An 18823-nucleotide genomic window follows, 5' to 3' on the forward strand; every position below is an offset into this window, starting at 1 on the left:
AGATTTAACTCTCTAATCAGTCAATCTTTAATTTTTTAACGTTTTTCTTAATAGATGGCTTTTTTACCTCTTCCTTTGGGGTAAATAGTGTTATTAAGTTATTGTATATATACTTAGATTGCTCAATTTTATCTAATATCGTTTTTTTATCTAAAAATTTTGGACCATGAATATTTAAAATATAGTCAGCCGTTTTAAGGAATTTGTCTCTGTCAAACCATAAAATATCATCATATTCGTGTACACCAATTGATTCTTTCACTACCTCATGTTTTAAAATCTCAACTATTGATAATTTCTTCTCTTTTTTTAGAATTGTAATCAGATTTAAGTCTGAATAATTATCAAAGAAACTAGAAAATAGCCATTCGTCAATTATATCAATCTCTAGGAAAAGACTTATTTCGGTTATAATGCTCTCTTTTAGGGATATACCATCTTCCTTTTCAATTTTATTACTTAACTTCTTAAAGAGATTTTCGCACTTTATACTTGTTAGATACTCTTTTAAAAGTTCTGATGTAATTTTAGATCGATTAAAAAACGACTTGGTTAAATAGTAGGTATCTCCTAAGGCTATTATTCTAATAGATTGGTTTATATTTGTAACACCTTCACCGTTTAGGTCATGGTTTAGTTTTGCATAATAACCCTCTTTTACATCCTTAATCTCTTTTATATCAAGGAAGACTTGAGACTCATAACCCTTTAATACAAAGAACATTCCATCTTCATAAATCTGCTTACTACTTCTAATATAGGTTAACCCATTTCTTTGATTTGTTAGTAATAGAAAGTGGTCCCCTGCATTGGTTATGCCTAAAGCCTCTGCTAGAGTAGTTTTTTGCGTATATCTGTTTTCCGAATTCTTTACTAATTTCTCTTCTGAGTGATTAATAAAACCACTTGTCATATTAAAACAATTATTGTAAAGAACTAGTGATTGATTCCCTTCAAAGTTATTAGAGTAGGCGAATACATTATTGTTTGTCTCTGAACGATGTACTTTAAATGGATAAAAGTTGAAATTTTCAACTTCAGAAAATAGTTCTCTCTTTTTCATTAATGGGAAAATAAGATGTTTATGTCCATTTACTAAACCTTCATCTACATCCTCATTCCAATAAGCTTTAGAGTACTCCATTCCATACTTCTCTTTATATCCCTCTATTTGACCGTGGCCAAACATTGGTAAACCAGGTAGTGTTATCATAAGTGTACAAACACCAAAGTATTTGTCTCCAGATCCAAACTGAGCAAAGGCTGTATCTTCGTCTGGGTTATTCATAAAGTTTACATATCTTTTTAGTATATCTGGATCAAATATTATTGTATTTATTATAGAGTCCCTATATTTCTGGTTCTCTTCGTTTTTAAGCATATTCATAAAGGCTGAGTTATAAACTCTGTGCATTCCTAGGGTTCTTACAAAATAGCTCTCTAACATCCAAAAAGCTTCTGCTAACAATAGGGTATCTGGTGCTTCTACTGCAATTCTATCAACTACTTCCCGCCAAAACTCAATAGGTAGTAACCTGTCAAACTCCTCCTGGCTAATTGCATAGTCAGATCTACTTGCAATGTCACCGCCATGACCCGGTTTAGGAAACCACAATCTCTGAATATGTTTTTTGGCTAGAGTCATTGCTGCATCAAAACGTATTATAGGAAAGTTTTTTGCAACGTGCAGTATATCCTGTATTACAGCCTCTCTAACTTCAGCATTTAAGAAGTTAATCTGGGCTGTATCATTCCATGGCATCATTGTTCCATCATTACCATGATAGATATATCTTACATCACCCTTATTAAAATCCACTCTTTTGAATACTACAGAAGCATCCTCTTTAGTGTAGTAGTGGTCTTCTAAATATATTCCAATATTTGGATCATCTGATAAATTTTCACTATTAAACGTATAGGTAGGATATGGAGGGTGTGATGTTTGAATAAAGTAGTCGGGTTTTGATCTTACCCACTGGCTATCTATTCCTGTGTGGTTTGGAACCATGTCACTTGCAAGTCTAATTCCTCTTTTATTACATCGCTCTCTAAGACTTTGAAGACCTTCCCAACCACCTAGGCCTTGGCTAATATCGTAGTTATACAGGGAGTATGCAGATGCTTCTGCTTCAGGGTTACCACACCTTTGTTTTATTTTTTTTGAGGCTTCACTTCTATTCCAAAGGCCAATAAGCCATAAACCATTAAAACCTTCATTAGCTAGTATATCTAGCTCTTCATCTGGGATACTGCATAGAGTCTTAATCTCTCTTTTATACTTCTTACTAAGCTGGTCTAACCATACCATTGTACTCTTTGCAATTAGAACCACATTAGGCATCCAGTGCTTATCCATTGTAAAGTTTTCAATATCTTCTTCCTGACTTTCGTATGTCTGGGTGAAGGTCTCTACTGGGCCATCAAAATCGTAATATACAGGCTTGTGCTCCTCTTTTAAAGAGTCTATAGCCTTTAGCATTTTTATGTTGAAATCAGAGATAATAACACCCCAACTACCCATTATAAATGATAGTTGATCTGCAATTGAATCTGGGTGAGCTAATGCTGGAGCTCTTAATAGATCGTATAGGGTTTTAGAATTACTTGAGGAACCCATATCCATTGCAGAGACTGATGAGGTAACTCTTTTACAGCCCTCTATAACTGTTTTATATTTTGTATGGCTGTTAAGTGTTGTCTCATCAAAAAGGTCATTAAAGATATTTAAGGCTGGGTTTAAATTACTTATATGTAGTAATAACATCTCTTCTAGCAGAATCTCTTTATAACTTACTCCGTGTCTATTTTCTCTATATAATAACTGTTCTGGACTCTCTTCTTTTTTTATTATAGTTGATCCTGGGAACTCTTCAATAAACTTTAAAAGAGCTCTATCAAGCTCTTTTTCTCCAATGACACTTGTTACATCAGTTATAATCTCTTTAAAAAGATTTGGTGCAGCTTTTACCCTGTGTTCAGCGATAACAAAGTGTAAAATTTCATCCATTAAACCCATTGCAAATACATCAGAAGCTTTAATCCCTTTATTTGATACAGAATTTATTTTTTGGGCAAAAACCCTTGCACCATATATATTATGAAATACTACATTACCAGTTGTGCTAAAAAGGTTGTTATCAAAGTTATATTTTTTTCTTGCTTTTCCACATATATGGAACTCCATAACCCTGTCTCTCTTAGGTAGTACTCTATGTTGCAATTTAAACTCTGTCATATTTATTTATCCTCTTTTTTTAATCATCTCTTTGAGCTCGTTATTAAATTCGTCCATCTTAATTAGGTCTTCTAGATTAAAGCTCAATCTGTAACTCCAGTTTACATCATTAGTCGTCCCAGGTACATTAATTCTTTCAGTTTCTGCATTTTTTGATCTAAGACTTTCGTTAATGGCTAACAGGTCTTGGAACTGGAACATTGCAATTTTAGCAGAAGTTTTAAGTAGGGCTTCATATAGCTTTTTAACTTGGTCCGTATCAGGGATAGGACTTAGTTTATTATCTAGATTTAGGGCATTTGAAATCTCGTCATTTGATGACATTTCAGGCCACCACTGTCTTACTGTTGAAGAGTCGTGAACCGCTGGAGTTGAAACAGACAAGTAGTTATACTCAGAAGGTTTCATAAATGGTTCTCCGTACTCATTATACTTTTTAGACCATCTAGTAACATGTAACCCTAAAATACCAAGTTCTTCAAGGACTTTTGGAACACAATTTGGAATAGTCCCTAAATCCTCGGCACAAACCAACATATCTTCGCTCTCTTTCATGAATTTTAACAATTTAAGACCTTGATTCTCCCATAACCACATAGAGTGTCCACTCTTTGAACTTTGAAGCTGACCAAATTCATATTTTTCATGATCGTTCATGGAAATATAAGCTCTACTATTGTAGTAAAACCAAGTTGTCGCATAATTGTATTCATCTACTTTTATTAGGGTAACATTTCTATAGAAATTTACAAGCTCACTTTTTGCTTCATCAGAGAGCTCTTCAACTGCATAGATATCATGTACAGACTTAACTTCATCCTTAAATAGATATAGGTCTTCTGTATTTATCTGGTCCAAAAGGAGCTTAGTCGCTTCGTTAGATTCAAATCCTAGTTTATCCCTTAGCTCATAACCTGGTATATGGGGTTTTGACATCCATGCTAATCGTGGGCCATCAATACCAATTCTTTTTAGATCATCAATATGTAAAAAATCGTTAGGACTGTAATAACCCATGCTTCCACTAATATATTGGGGAGGAATTGTCCAAATCCTAAAAAACCCTAATACATGGTCAATTCTGTAGGCGTGATAAAACTTAGCTGCTTGTTTTAACCTTGCTTTCCACCAAAAAAAGTTATCCTCTTCCATTGAGTCCCATGAGTAGGTTGGGAATCCCCAATTTTGTCCCTCTTCGGAGAACATATCCGGTGGTGCTCCAGCCCGGTTTTTTACATTAAATATATCCCTGGACTCCCATACATCAGCGCTGTCTATATTCATTAAAATTGGCAGGTCACCTTTTAGGTTGATACCTAGGGAGTCCATATAGAGTGTTGCCTCTTGTAGTTGTTTTTCCAGATAGTATTGAACCCAAGAGTAAAATAGAGTCTTCTTTCTATTTTTTATATATAGATTCTCTATATCATCTTTAGATGGATCTTTAAACTCTTCCCAATCCATCCACTCTAGGTTTTTATTCTTCTCTTTAAGGAATGAGAAGATAGCATAACTTTTAATCCATGGATTATCTTTTTCCCATTTACTAATACTTCTGCTTTTCTCTATTTTTTCATAATTATCTTTATAGATTTTTTTAAGCAGTTTTAGTTTGTCTTTTAGAACTGAGTTAAAGTGAACCCGATCTTTTCCTTCCCACTTTTTTGATATTTTTTCCAAATCAGATTTATACTTCTTAGCTTCAGGCATTTTTTTTATACTAATGTATACAGGATGAAGAGCGAAGGCGCTTAATGCACTGTATGGTGAGCTTTGAAAACCTGTATCATTAACTGGAAGCAGTTGTATTAGATCAAGGCCTACACTCTTGCACCAATCTGCAAATAGCTTTAAATCAAGGAATTCCCCAATCCCAATACTATCTTCTGTTTTAAGAGCTGATACAGGAATTACTGTACCAGTTATAAATCTTTTTTCTAGGGAGTATTTCACTTTATTATCTCCTATTGTCTTTTATGCTGTTGTTACTCTGTTCTTCCCAGTTTTTTTTGATATATAGAGGGCCCCATCAGCTCTGGAAATTACATCTTCAGGAGTTTTATCTAAATCAATATCGAATTCTGCAAGGCCAATTGAAACCGTTACATTTATCTCATCCTTATTGCTTATAACTTTTAAGCCCTCAACACCCTCTCTTATTCTCTCTGCAACTACAACGGCATCGTCTAAAGCTGCATCTCTTAGCATTATAACAAATTCCTCTCCACCAAATCTTGATGCAATGTCATTTGTTCTAATTGCTTTTTTTAATATGGTTGAGACTCCAATAATTGTGTCATCACCAGTTTGGTGGCCGTAGGTATCATTCACTCTTTTAAAATCATCAATATCAATCATTATTATGACAAAGTTATGATCTCCAGAAATTATACACTCATCAATGAACTTGGTTGTGTAGTGACGAACCTTTAATTCTGTCATCATATCCATTGTGGCCATATCAAATAATATGGAGTTTTGTATGGCAATGGAAGCATAAAACCCGATTTCAGACAAAAATTCTTTTTCTGACTTCTGAATAGGTTCACTATCAATACGACCTCCAAGTAGTACAAGGCCTGCGATTTTTTCATTAATTACCAGGGGAATGATTATCTCTATCTGTTCAATTATATATCTATTAATTTCTTCTACATCGAAATATGCAAGTTTATCAACTTCCTCGTTGGTAAGACACTTTCTACTTCGTGCGAACTCTTCCATCTTAGGTGTTTTACAGTTTAGCTGTATAGGGACGTGGGGTGTGATTTCAAATCCCATGTAATTTCTTTGAAGTGTTATTGTGTCTGGTTCGATCTCTTTACCAATATATAGGGCAGCTTTTACACACCTTGCCTGGGCCATAAAGGAGAATAAAATTGTATCAACAAGCTTCTTGAAGTGTAGTGTTGAGTTTAACACCTTAGTCACCTCAAGAAGTTGTCTTAATTCATATATTGTTTTTTCATAATCTTCTATTTCCATCTTTAATAAACATACTCTTTGAATTGTTTGTTTTCAAGAAATAAAAAAATATTTTGATAAATTACTTAAAGTAGTTAACTCCTGCTTTAAAAATGGCTTGATCCTTGTTTCCGTAAATGTTTTTACAAACATTAGATCCCACCCTCTCTGAGTGTCCCATTTTTCCAAAAACTCGTCCATCTGGGCTTGTTATTCCCTCTATTGCCATTACGGAACCATTAGGGTTTTTACCCTTATATTGAGTAGCTATTTGGCCATTATCTATAAGCTTCTTAGCAAGCGTTTCGTCGATAATGAATCTACCTTCTCCATGGGAAAGTGCTATCTGGTGACGATCACCAACTGAACACTGGCTTAGCCATGGGGATAGGTTTGAAACTACTTCAGTTTCTGCCATCATAGAGATATGTCTTCCTATTGTATTGTAGGTTAAAGTTGGGTCATGTTCATCAATATCTCTAATTTCCCCATATGGAACCAGACCCAGTTTAACAAGTGCCTGAAACCCGTTACATATTCCCATCATTAACCCGTCTCTCTGGTGTAATAACCTATGTACAGCGTCTTTAATTTCTGGGTTTCTAAAGAAAGCAGCAATAAACTTAGCAGAACCTTCTGGTTCATCTCCGGCACTAAATCCACCAGGAATCATAATTATTTGGCTATTATCAATCTTCTCTACCATTTGGGATATAGACTCTTTTATATGGTCCTCTGATAGATTATTTATTACAAATGTCTCAGCAATTGCTCCTGCATCTGTAAAGGCTTTAGCTGTATCGTACTCACAGTTAGTCCCAGGAAAAACTGGAATTATAACTCTAGGGTTTTCAACTTTTACCCTAGGTTTAATAGTTTTATCCACCATATAACTAACCTTAACCTCTTTTTGTCTATCTTCTACTCTAATAGGGTAAACATCCTGTAGGGTTTTCTCCCATGTGGTAATCATTTTATCAAGTTTTATGCTCTCTCCTAAGACTTTGATTACAGGCTCTGAAATTGTTGTTCCGATTACTTGGTAATCAATATCTATTAACTCATCCTCATTTTTTACCTCTACAATAAAGGATGACAAGTTAGTTTTTAGTAGTTCTTCAATATTTAGAGTGTTATTTAACTCTACACCTATTTGATTACCAAATGCCATTTTACTTATGGCTGATGCAATTCCACCCTTCCGAACTGTTTGAGCAGATAGTATAACTTCAGATTTTATTAAGTTTGTTATGTTATTAAATAATTTTTCTACCATTGGGTAGTTTGGTATATCAAACTCATCCTTAGGTAGAGGTATATATACAACACTGTTTCCAGAAGATTTAAACTCTGGGCTAATAACGTGGTTTACATCTACAGGGGCTACCGCAAAGGATACTAGAGTTGGTGGAACGTGTAACTCTTCAAACGTTCCGCTCATAGAGTCTTTACCACCAATTGCTCCAATTTTAAGTTCTGTTTGGGCTTTATATGCTCCTAGAAGCGCATTAAATGGTTTCCCCCACTTAACAGGGTCTGTTCCTAACCTTTCAAAATACTCCTGAAAAGTTAACCTTATCTCTGATAGTTCTCCACCAGCTGCAACTATTTTTGCCGCTGACTCTACTACTGCATAAGCTGCTCCATGGAATGGAGACCAGGATGAGAGGTCAGGGTCAAAACCAAAACTCATAAGTGTTCCGTTTGAAGTATCCCCTTTAAGAACTGGAATCTTTGCACACATAACATCAGTAGGAGTCTGCTGGGTTTTTCCTCCAAATGGAAGTAGGACAGAGGATGCACCAATTGTACTATCAAATGTCTCAATTAAACCCTTTTGAGAGCAGACATTAAGATCGGATAAATTATTTAACCAATCCTTTTTTATACTCCCGGTTGATTTTACAACAGCGCTGTTTTTAAACCAGCTGTTATTCTCATTTGGAGATTTAGATTCAATATCCATATCCTGTAAAACACCGTTGGTATTTATAAAGGATCTAGCCATAGATACAATCTCTTTTCCTCTCCAGTTTATTTTAACTCTAGGCTCTTTAGTTACTACTGCAACTTCTACCGCTTCAAGGTTCTCTTCTTCACATAAATCTATAAATCTTTTAACATCTTTTGGATCTAAAACTACAGCCATTCTCTCTTGAGATTCAGATATAGTTAGTTCTGTTCCATCTAGTCCATTATACTTTTTTGGAACTACATCTAGGTCAATTATTAAACCATCTGCTAACTCGGCAATAGCTACAGATATTCCACCAGCACCAAAGTCATTACAGATTTTTATCATTTTAGAAGCCTCAGGGTTTCTAAAAAGTCTCTGTATTTTTCTCTCTACAGGAGGGTTTCCTTTTTGTACTTCAGCTCCACTTGTTTCAATAGACTCTTCCGTATGCTCTTTTGAAGAACCTGTAGCTCCTCCACAACCGTCTCGACCAGTTTTACCCCCGGTTAAAACAATAATATCTCCTGGAGCTGCAGAGTCCCTAGTTACGTTTGACCTTGGTGCTGCTGCTATAACTGCTCCTATCTCCATTCTCTTGGCTGTATAACCTTCGTGGTATATCTCTGTTACATTACCGGTAGCTAGGCCTATTTGATTCCCATAGGAACTGTAACCATGGGCTGCTTCTGTACAGATTTTTCTTTGGGGAAGTTTTCCTGGTATTGTATCTTCAATAGCTGTTAAAGGTGAACCTGCACCTGTTACCCTCATTGCTTGGTACACATAGGATCTTCCTGATAGAGGGTCTCTAATACACCCTCCTAAACATGTTGCTGCCCCACCAAATGGTTCAATCTCTGTTGGGTGGTTATGGGTTTCATTTTTAAATTGAATCAGCCACTCTTCTTCTACTCCATCGATAACTGCTGGAACAATTATTGAACAGGCATTAACTTCCTCAGACTCCTCAAGGTTTTCCATTAACCCTCGACTTCTTAGGTCTTTTGCTGCTAAAACAGCCATATCCATTAGGGAGATATCTTTATCTTTACCTACATATAGTCTCTCTCTAGTTTTTAAGTATAGGTCGTAGGACTCTTTTATTGGTTTAGAATATTTACCATCATCAAAAGTAATATTTTTAAGTCTAGTCATAAATGTTGTATGACGGCAGTGGTCAGACCAGTAGGTATCTAACATTTTTATCTCTGTAATGCTAGGGTCTCGCTTCTCTTCGTCTCTAAAATATTTTTGACAATGTAGTAGGTCTAAATCACTCATTGCAAGACCAAGAGTCTTTCTAAGTTCTTTGATCTCACTTTCTGATTTTCTTATAAAGTTATTAAAATAGACTACATCCGCTGGTATTACTTCAACCTCGTGTAGTGTTTCTGGTTTTTCTAATTTTGCTTCCCTGGAATCAACAGGGTTTATTAAGTATTTCTTTATTTTATCTAAATCATTGTCGGTTATCTCACCAGAAAAAACATATTGCATTGCTGTTTTAATTGATGGGTTTTCTCCTGGGGCCATAATTTGTATACACTGTTCTGCTGAATCGGCCCTTTGATCATACTGTCCTGGTAGGTACTCTACAGCAAAGCTTTTCTCATTTGTCAAATCTATATTTTCTTGGTAAAAGTTATCTACTGGAGGTTCTGAAAATACTGTTGTTAATGCTTCTTTGTAAACTCTATCCGATATATCTTCTATATCGTATCTTATGATAACTCTTACACCTGTTAATCCTGTGAGGCTCAGGTGGCTTTTTAAATCTTGCAGAAGGTGGTCTGCGGCAACACTAAAATCTCTCTTTTTTTCTACATATACTCGTTTAATTATAGCCATATCAATTTTTATCAAATTTAAGGCTATTAATCTATATCTTTGTTATTGTTGTTGGCCTCTCCATGGTAAATAGTTTATAGGCTACAGATAATTATATAAAACAGATAGAGAAGGAAGTAATTTGGTATAATCATTTAATTAGTGGATTTAATATTTCAAAATTTAGAAAAGAGGGACAAATAGAAGAGTATTGGGATGAAGGGTATGATCTTCCCCAGTTGCTGTGGCATCTATTCTAAACTAATATTATTTTTAAAATGGTTAGTTTTGTTATATAATTCAGATATGAAAAAGTTTTTAGCTATAAGTATTTTTATATTTTTAATAATAAATATATCCTTTAGTAAGGAGTTCTTATCAGAAGATAGTGAAACCTTAGATGTCTACTTTGAAAAAATTGAAGAAGGCGGATATCTTTTTTATGGTGATAATAACCATTTTATTCCCCAATTTATCAGTTTGGGATTTACAAAATTGACAAATTTAAAAATGGATAGGGCGAACCCCTCTCAGGTCGTATTAGAACCTGGAGATAAAGGTGTTTTACTTGCAACATTAACCCCATTGGATAAAAATAGATCATACAGTTTTAGGAGTCGACTCTCCTATACTCCAGGAAATCCATTAACTGTAGAGCCTGATGAGTTTGTATATCTATTCCCGTTTGAACACGGTAGCAAGTTTAAGTTAGATCAAGGTTTTGGAGGGCAATTTTCCCATCAAAAAGAGAACTATTACGCCTTAGACTTCTCTATGGATATAGGAACCCCTATTGTCGCTGCTAGGGCAGGGATTGTTGTTGAAGTCAAGGAAGATTCAAATAGGGGAGGGGCTAGTTCGTCCTATGCCTCCTATGGCAACTTTATCTCCATCTACCATGATGATGGGACATTTGCTAGTTATGTTCACCTTAAGAAAAATGGAGCTATTGTAGAGGTAGGTGATAGTGTCTCTATGGGGGATACTATTGGTTATAGTGGCAATACGGGTCTATCAACAGGTCCTCATCTTCATTTTTCTGTTAATGTTCCTACAGTTACGGGGAGTAGGCAGTCCATCCCTATAAAACTATTAGGTTTAGATGGGGAAGCTATAGATCCTGTTGTCGGGGAGTATTATTACTCTAAGCACCCAGGAGGAGAGAGTTTTGATCCTGTTTTTGGCAAAGACCTTAAAGATTCTGACTTTAGTGGTACTTTAACTCCAATAAAGCAGACAGATAAACTTAGTTTTAGGGATGAATCTATAGATAGTACAACCGTTGTATATTGCAGAAATGGGTTTAATAGTGTTGTTGAGGGGACTATTACATTTAAATTTCAGAATAGTTTTAGTAGCCAAGGGGGATCCATACCCATAAAGATTCCGCCACTGTCCGAGAGCTATGTTGCCCTTGTAAAACCAAAAGATACAACAAAGTCCTTTGCCTTTTCTTACTCTATTTCGTATAGAGTTTTAGAATAAGTTATGTTATATTATTGCCATGCCAATTAAGATAAAAGATAAATTACCAGCAATTGAAATATTAAATAGCGAAAATATATTTGTAATGACAGAGACAAGGGCTGTCTCCCAGGATATTAGGCCTCTTAAAATAGCAATTTTAAACTTGATGCCAAAAAAAGTTACAACAGAGACCCACTTATTAAGACTTCTATCTAACACTCCTTTACAGTTAGAAGTGGATCTCCTACATCCTAAAAGCCATAAATCTAAAAATACTGACCACAGGCACTTAGAGTATTTTTATAAAACTTTTCAAGATATTAAGGGTAAAAATTATGATGGACTAATTATTACTGGTGCACCAGTTGAGACCTTGGAATTTGAAAAGGTAGATTATTGGGAAGAGTTAAAAGAGATAATGGATTGGTCTAAGGATCATGTAACTTCAACACTTCATATATGCTGGGGTGCATTAGCAGGACTCTATTATCACTTTGGTGTGGATAAATATCAAACACCTGAGAAGATTTCTGGAATCTATAAGCATAGCGTAGAAAATAAATTTAGTCCTATAGCTAGAGGTTTTGACGATAACTTTCTTGCTCCCCATTCAAGACATACAGAAATTCTAAGAAAAGAGGTTGAGAAAGTTTCAGCTCTTGAAATAGTCTCAGAGTCTGAAGAGGCTGGTATTTATATCGTTACATCCAACGATGGTAAGCAGATTTTTGTTACAGGACACTCTGAGTACGATCCTTTAACCTTAAAGGAGGAGTATGAGAGGGATATTAAGGTAGACCCAGAAAAAACGGTTATCCCTAAAAATTACTTTCCAGATGATGATCCTAATAAAACACCTGTTGTAAACTGGAGGGGTCATGCGAACCTTCTTTTTTTAAACTGGCTTAACTACTATGTCTACCAGATGACTCCTTATGAACTAAATAAATAACTACACCCTAAAAGAGTTTTCATGTTAAAATGAAATTATGGGTAGAAGTTTTAGGCAGAGAATTTTAAATATAAACATTAGTCGTAGGATATTTCTCTTTTTTACTGGTCTACTGCTAATGTCACTACTGTTTAGTGGCATTCTCTATAAGAGGATCTACTCATCTTTAATGCTAGATGAGGTGAATAAAATATCTATGCAAAATTTACGTTCAATAAGCTCTAACATTAGAATTATTCTTAAAAATGTTAATAACTCATCTAAGGTTATTCTATCAAATAGTGGCGTACAACAACTTCTTAACTCTGAGAATGGCTACTCTGAATTAGAGTTAAAAGATGGTGTTAATAGAACTATCTCATCGATGATGAGTAATTATGATGAAATTCTATCAATATATGTATTAGATACAAAGGGGCATAGGTATTACGCGGACTACGATGTTAAAAATGTTTTTTTATTCAACAGTAGTTTTCACGACAAAATATGGGCAAGGGCAAGAGAATTAAGGGGTGAGTCCTATTTTGTTCAGAATGGGGGAGAGATTTTTAATGGTTTAACAACTAAGGATTTTGTCTCTAATATTAGAATCATTAATGATCTAACAACCCAAAAACCAATAGGTGGAGTAGTTATAAATGTTTCTAAAGATGAATTGAAGTCATCTTATAACAGTATAGTGAAAAAAGATGGTACTAAGATATATCTGTTTGACGAGAATGCCTCTTTAATTCTTTCCTCCTACGATTATTCAAGGGATATTAAAAACTTTACATTGGATAATTGGAATAATAACCATGGCTCCTATGTAGATAAAAAAAATAGCATATTGTACTCATATTTGAATATTTTAGAATATAATTGGAGGATTGTAACTGTTATTCCTATATCAGATGACTCAACAATATATACTTTGACTCTTACATCCCTCTCTCTCTTTTTTTTACTTACTATCCTTGTCCTAATTGGTTCTGTAATAATTGCTAGGGTAATTACAAAACCTATTAATATAATGGTTAACTCCATGGTTGATATTGGTCGTGGTGACTTAAATGAGCTCTATTTTGAAACATCTATAACTGAGTTTAACTCTCTTAGGGATGGATATAATCTAATGACCATGGAGATTAAGAGTCTACTAAAAAAGATTGTAATTGATGAGAAAAGAAAAAGACGTACTGAATTAGAGACTCTACAAGCTCAGATAAAACCCCATTTTTTATACAATACCTTCGACTCTATTAGCTCTCTTGCCTTAATGGGGGAGAATAAGAAGGTATATAAAATGGTAACTTCTCTTGGAAAGTTTTATAGGATAAATCTTAGTAAAGGCAGGGAGGTCATATCCTTTAAACAGGAGATCGAGGCCCTTAAAAGTTACTTAAATATTCTCTCCTTAAGGTATGATAATTTTATAACAAATTTCTATATTGAAGATGAGACCTCTAATGTTAAGGTTTTAAAACTTATACTTCAGCCTTTCTTAGAAAATTCAATTTATCATGGGATAAAACCAAAGGGAGAGCCTGGAATTATAAATATCTATGGAACTATAGACTCAGATTTTCTCTCCATCAAAATTGAAGATAATGGAATAGGAATGGAAGAAGACATAATTAAAACAATCTTCTCCTCAAAAAGCAGCTTTGGAGTAAGAGGAACAATAGAGAGAATTAATCTGTTTTATGAAGGGGATGACTTAGTGATTATTAAAAGTAAAAAGGGGGTAGGAACAACAGTTATAATAAAAATACCCCTAGGGGAGAGGGTTTTATATGGGAATCTATAAAGTTCTAATTGTTGATGATGAATACCTTGTTAGGGAGCTTATTAAAAGGTCAATAAAATGGGAAGAGTTAGGGTTAGCCTTGGTGGGTGAGGCATCAGGAGGAATGGAGGCAATTGATTTAGTTGAAGATCTAAATCCTGAAATTATTATTACAGATATTAATATGCCTGTAATGGATGGAATAAAGTTAAGTGAAAATATTCTGGCTAAGTATCCCCAAATTAAAATTATTATCCTTAGTGGATATGACGATTTTGAATATGCTAAAAAATCTATATCGGTAGGGGTTAGAGAGTATATTTTAAAACCTATAGACTCTACTGAGTTAACAAACTCACTGTTAACACAGGTAAATGATATAGATAAAGAGGAAGAACTAAGAGATAAAATGAATTTTATGGAGCCCTATTTGAAAGAGAGAATTTTAAATGATCTTCTCTTCTCTAGTGTAGAAAAAGATGAACTATATAAATATGGACTCTCTTTTAAAAGTAATATGTTTAGATTAGCTCTATGCAGAGTCGATAGAGGTCTTGGTGGAATTTATAAAAGCAGACAATATGTAATTGATACAATTAATAACTACTTTATAGATAAAAGTGATTCTTACTGCTTTTGGGCTAGTGGGGGTTATATCGTCCTACTATTCCACAATAAACACTCTGAATTAGAAAACCTCTGCCAACGAGTAATTAATAACATTAATAGACGGTTTAATATCTCTTTAACCATAGGTATAAGTCAGACTCTTATTGGAATAGATAATATTAGTTCCCTTTATAAGCAGTCTAAACGAGGTTTAGAATCTCGAATTATTGGGGATAAAAATAGTGTCATTTTATACGATGATACAGTAGCTCTATGGGGGTATGATCCTATTAAGAGTAACACCCTTCTTAAGGAGTTTTCATTAAGTCTTAAATCAGGACTTCTTGAAAACTGCAAAAAACAGATAGAAGATCTTTTTAATTTACAAATTATGGGTGTTGGTGGAGATTTAAACTCCCTAAGGATCCTAAGTTCAAATATTATCTTTATAGTCCTGCAAGTTATTAGTGATCATGGTATTGAGATAGAGTCAATCTTTGGTCAAAATAAGCAGCCATATCACAATTTATATAGACTGAATAACATTGGGGATATCAATGAATACCTGTTCTCTCTTTGCCGCAAAATAACCTATGAAATTAAGGATAAAAACTGTAAGAGTTGTAATTTATTAATATCTAATGTTAAGAAATTTATAAAGGAAAATATGCGAAATCCAGACCTGCAGCTAACAATAGTTGCTGAGAACTTTCATATTAATCCAAGCTATTTAAGTAGAAAATTTAAGAGTGAGTGTGGTATTAGCTTTATTGATTTTTTAGCCCGTCTTAGGTTAGAGAAGGCAATTGAGTTAGTACAAAATAGTGATAAAAGAAGTTACGAAATAGCAGAGGAGATTGGCATAAGTGACCCCCATTATTTTAGTATATTTTTTAAAAAAAAGATGAATATGTCTCTAAGTGAATATAAAAAAACCTTAAAGGTCAAATAACTTACATTTTTAGTAAAATCTGTGAATTGTTTTATATGAGAAACAGGTGTACTTTTGATTAGTTTTACGTAAAAAGGAGAAATTTAATGAAAAAATTATTATTAGTTAGTTGTTTGATTTTATCTACAGTTGTTTTGTTTTCTAAAAACAGTGCAGAGGCTAAAAATTTTGATGATGGAGTAATAACCCTAAACTTATGGGATATTATGGTTACAGATGATGAAGCTAGGGTTATTAAACCAACAATTGATAAGTGGAATAAGAACAATCCAGGGGTACAGATCGTAAGGGACTCCTTAGATGATGACTCATATAAAACAAAGATAAAAACAGCTATTGCTGCTAACGAAGCTCCGGACCTATTTTTTACATGGGGTGGTGGTTTTTCTGCTCCTTTTGTTGATTCTGGGAAGGTTTTAAACCTTGATTCCTATATATCTAAAGAGTTTAAATCTAAGGCTTTAGAAGGTTCTCTGTCCTACTGTACATATAACGATAATCTATATGGTCTTCCATATGGTATGTGGGTTGGAGTTTTATACTGTAACCAAGAGATGTTTGATAATTTAGGCTTAGAAATTCCTGAAACATTTGAAGAACTTTTAGATGTTGCTAAGGTTTTTAAAGATAATGGTGTTGGTGCTATTGGTGTTGGAGCTGCAGAGAAGTGGGTTGGAATGTTTTACCACAATATTATTGCAGAACGTACTGCAGGGGCGAAATTAACTAACCTTGCTTTAAGTGGTTTAGCCCCATATGACTCCCCTGAATTTGTGGAAGCAGCAGAGAAATTAGAAGCGTTGGTTAATGCGGATGTTTTTAATAACGGATATATGGGAATGGATTATGAGGGTGCGCAAAATATGTTTCTACAGGGAGAAATACCTATGTTTTTCCAAGGAGATTGGGTCTCTGGAGATTGTGAATTAGATGACTCTCCTGTAAAGGGTAAAATTGTTGTTAAACACTTTCCATATATAAAAGGACACGAAGAGTTCAAGTATGACTTCTTAGGTGGTTCTGTAGATAGTTTTATGATTAGTGCAAATACTAAGTATCCAAAAGAAGCTACAGAGTTTCTCCAGTTTTTAGTTGAAGAGCTTTCCACTGAGGGTGCAAAAGAGGGTATTAATCTCCCTGTTTACAAAGCTGATATTGATCTTACTTCAGTAAATAGAGTGACCAGACAGATAATCGATCTAACAAAGGACGCTACGGGGTTTACCCTTGCTTGGGATACTTTTTTAGTAGGTGAAGATGCTGAACTACACCTAGACCTAGTACAAGAGATGTTTGCAGGAATGATAACTCCAGAAGAGTTTAGTTCAAAAATGCAGACTATAAATCAATAACTTTTTTTTATGGAGGTTCTATGGACAAGGTACTAAGGGATAAAAGAGCAATTTTATTATTCGTATTACCCGGTTTAACTCTTTTTTTATTGGTAGTTATTATTCCTATGTTTACATCTATCTACTACAGTTTATTGGATTGGAACGGGTTTGGAGATAGAACCTTCATTGGTTTAAAGAACTACTATGAGTTATTCTCAGGAAAAGTTTTTAGTTTTAATAAATCCATAATAAATGGTTTTTACCTTACATTTTTGACTCTACTATTTCAATTTCCTATGGCTTTAGTATTAGCATTAATACTATCTAGTGAGATTAAGGGAGAGGGATTTTTTAGGACAGTATATTTTATTCCAGTTATGTTATCAGCTGTAGTTATTGCAATGTTATTTCAAAGGATTTATGACCCCAATTACGGTCTTCTGCACATGGTTTTGTTAAAATTAGGCCTCCAGTCATGGGCGGAAGTCACACTACTTGGAAACCCAAAAACAGCAATGACTGCAGCTAGTTTTCCTATTTTATGGCAGTGGGTTGGTTACCACATGTTACTGTTATATGCCGGAGCTAAATCTGTTCCTACCGAACTTAGGGAGGCGGCTAAAATTGATGGAGCTGGGCCAGTAACAACAGTTTTTAGAATAGTTCTTCCCCTAATGCTTCCTGTTATTAAGGTATGTATTGTTATGTTAATTATAGGTTCTATAAAGGAGTTTGATGTTATATTTACAATGACAAAAGGAGGGCCTGTAAACTCTAGTCAGATGCCTAGCTTAGTTATGATAGAGACAATTTTTAGAAGGTATAAGTATGGGATGGGCAGTGCAATGGCCATGTGTATTGTTCTTCTCTGTCTGCTTATAACAGCCCTTCTACAAAAAATATTTGATAGGAAGGATCCATGAAAAAGTTTAATATAAAAAATACTCCACTTTATAGTTTTTTAATAGTTGTTGCCCTAATTCAAATTTATCCTCTAATATATCTATTTTTCTTCTCTCTAAAGAGTAATTCAGAGATCTTTGGTGGAAACGTTGCAGGACTCCCTACAAACTGGTTGTGGAGTAATTATAAATCTATTTTTAGTAATAGTGATATGCCTACTTATTTTTTTAATAGTACAGTTGTTACTGTTATAAGTATATTACTGGTAATCTTCCTAGGGGGAACTGTAGGATATGCTATAGAGAGGATGAGGTGGAGATATAGTAAGCTAGTTTTAACAATTTTTTTACTAGGAATAATGATTCCTGCCCAATCTAGTCTACTACCACTTTTTATGAATCTATCCCACTTTAATATAACAGATTCCTACCAAGCATTAATACTTCCCTATGTATCCTTTGGTCTACCTATATCGATCTACATTTTTACTGGTTTCTATGAATCTATTCCCTATGAAATGGAGGAGTCAGGCTGCCTTGAGGGCTGTTCTATCTTCCAGATCTACTCCTATATTATTATGCCTATGGTTAAACCAGCAATAGCAACAATTGCAATTTTTACATATAGAAATGTTTGGAATGAGTTACTTTTTGCTGTTACATTTATTACTAAAAAAGCATATAAAACAGTTCCCGTTGGACTAATGTCATTAAGGGGGAGATACTCTACAAAGTGGGGGCCTATTGGGGCTGCCCTGCTAATAGCTGTTTTACCAAGTTTAATACTCTACTTTATATTAAGCAAACAAGTGCAAGAGAGTATGACTTCTGGAGCTATAAAGGGGTAGTTACT

General features: G+C 34.4%; 11 protein-coding genes. 7 read left to right on the forward strand and 4 right to left on the reverse strand.

Features of this window, described 5'->3' with window-relative positions; all coding sequences use genetic code 11:
• Positions 1 to 16 precede the first annotated feature (16 nt).
• The 4 genes from EW093_RS09380 to EW093_RS09395 all read right to left on the reverse strand — a co-directional run bounded on the left by EW093_RS09380 (position 17) and on the right by EW093_RS09395 (position 10007).
• Entirely contained in the window at positions 17 to 3238 is a 3222-nt protein-coding gene (locus EW093_RS09380; RefSeq protein WP_149568150.1) for an alpha-amylase family glycosyl hydrolase, read from the reverse strand.
• Positions 3239 to 3244: 6 nt separating this feature from the next.
• Complete coding sequence (locus EW093_RS09385) at positions 3245 to 5191, reverse strand: 4-alpha-glucanotransferase (RefSeq protein ID WP_187759660.1); 1947 nt, start codon at positions 5189 to 5191, stop codon at positions 3245 to 3247.
• Between the two features lie 21 nt (positions 5192 to 5212).
• On the reverse strand, positions 5213 to 6223 hold the full coding sequence (locus tag EW093_RS09390; protein WP_149568152.1) for a GGDEF domain-containing protein: 1011 nt from the start codon (positions 6221 to 6223) through the stop codon (positions 5213 to 5215).
• Positions 6224 to 6284: 61 nt separating this feature from the next.
• The gene (locus EW093_RS09395) at positions 6285 to 10007 is read right to left on the reverse strand and encodes a phosphoribosylformylglycinamidine synthase (protein WP_187759661.1); all 3723 of its coding nucleotides are present in this window, start codon (positions 10005 to 10007) and stop codon (positions 6285 to 6287) included.
• A gap of 285 nt (positions 10008 to 10292) precedes the next feature.
• On the opposite strand from EW093_RS09395, the gene EW093_RS09400 reads away from it, so the two are divergent.
• The 7 genes from EW093_RS09400 to EW093_RS09430 all read left to right on the forward strand — a co-directional run bounded on the left by EW093_RS09400 (position 10293) and on the right by EW093_RS09430 (position 18818).
• Entirely contained in the window at positions 10293 to 11471 is a 1179-nt protein-coding gene (locus EW093_RS09400) for a M23 family metallopeptidase (RefSeq protein WP_187759662.1), read from the forward strand.
• Positions 11472 to 11490: 19 nt separating this feature from the next.
• Positions 11491 to 12405, forward strand: a complete 915-nt coding sequence (metA, locus tag EW093_RS09405; protein WP_149568154.1) for a homoserine O-acetyltransferase MetA — start codon at positions 11491 to 11493, stop codon at positions 12403 to 12405.
• A 37-nt stretch (positions 12406 to 12442) separates the two neighbouring features.
• Entirely contained in the window at positions 12443 to 14194 is a 1752-nt protein-coding gene (locus EW093_RS09410) for a sensor histidine kinase (protein ID WP_149568155.1), read from the forward strand.
• Positions 14181 to 15734 carry a response regulator gene (locus tag EW093_RS09415; RefSeq protein WP_149568156.1) on the forward strand — a complete coding sequence of 518 codons (1554 nt, stop codon included), beginning with the start codon at positions 14181 to 14183 and terminating at the stop codon, positions 15732 to 15734. The genes EW093_RS09410 and EW093_RS09415 overlap by 14 nt, the downstream gene beginning before the upstream one ends.
• Before the next feature lie 86 nt (positions 15735 to 15820).
• Positions 15821 to 17086: an extracellular solute-binding protein gene (locus EW093_RS09420; protein ID WP_149568157.1), complete on the forward strand. Its 1266-nt coding sequence runs from the start codon at positions 15821 to 15823 to the stop codon at positions 17084 to 17086.
• 20 nt (positions 17087 to 17106) lie between these two features.
• A complete protein-coding gene (locus EW093_RS09425) occupies positions 17107 to 17991 on the forward strand; it encodes a carbohydrate ABC transporter permease (protein WP_149568158.1) in 885 nt (294 codons plus the stop codon).
• Entirely contained in the window at positions 17988 to 18818 is an 831-nt protein-coding gene (locus tag EW093_RS09430; RefSeq protein WP_149568159.1) for a carbohydrate ABC transporter permease, read from the forward strand. Before EW093_RS09425 ends, EW093_RS09430 begins: the two co-directional genes overlap by 4 nt.
• Positions 18819 to 18823 lie beyond the last annotated feature (5 nt).

This window comes from Thiospirochaeta perfilievii (genome assembly GCF_008329945.1).
GTDB classification, from domain to species: Bacteria; Spirochaetota; Spirochaetia; order DSM-2461; family DSM-2461; genus Thiospirochaeta; species Thiospirochaeta perfilievii.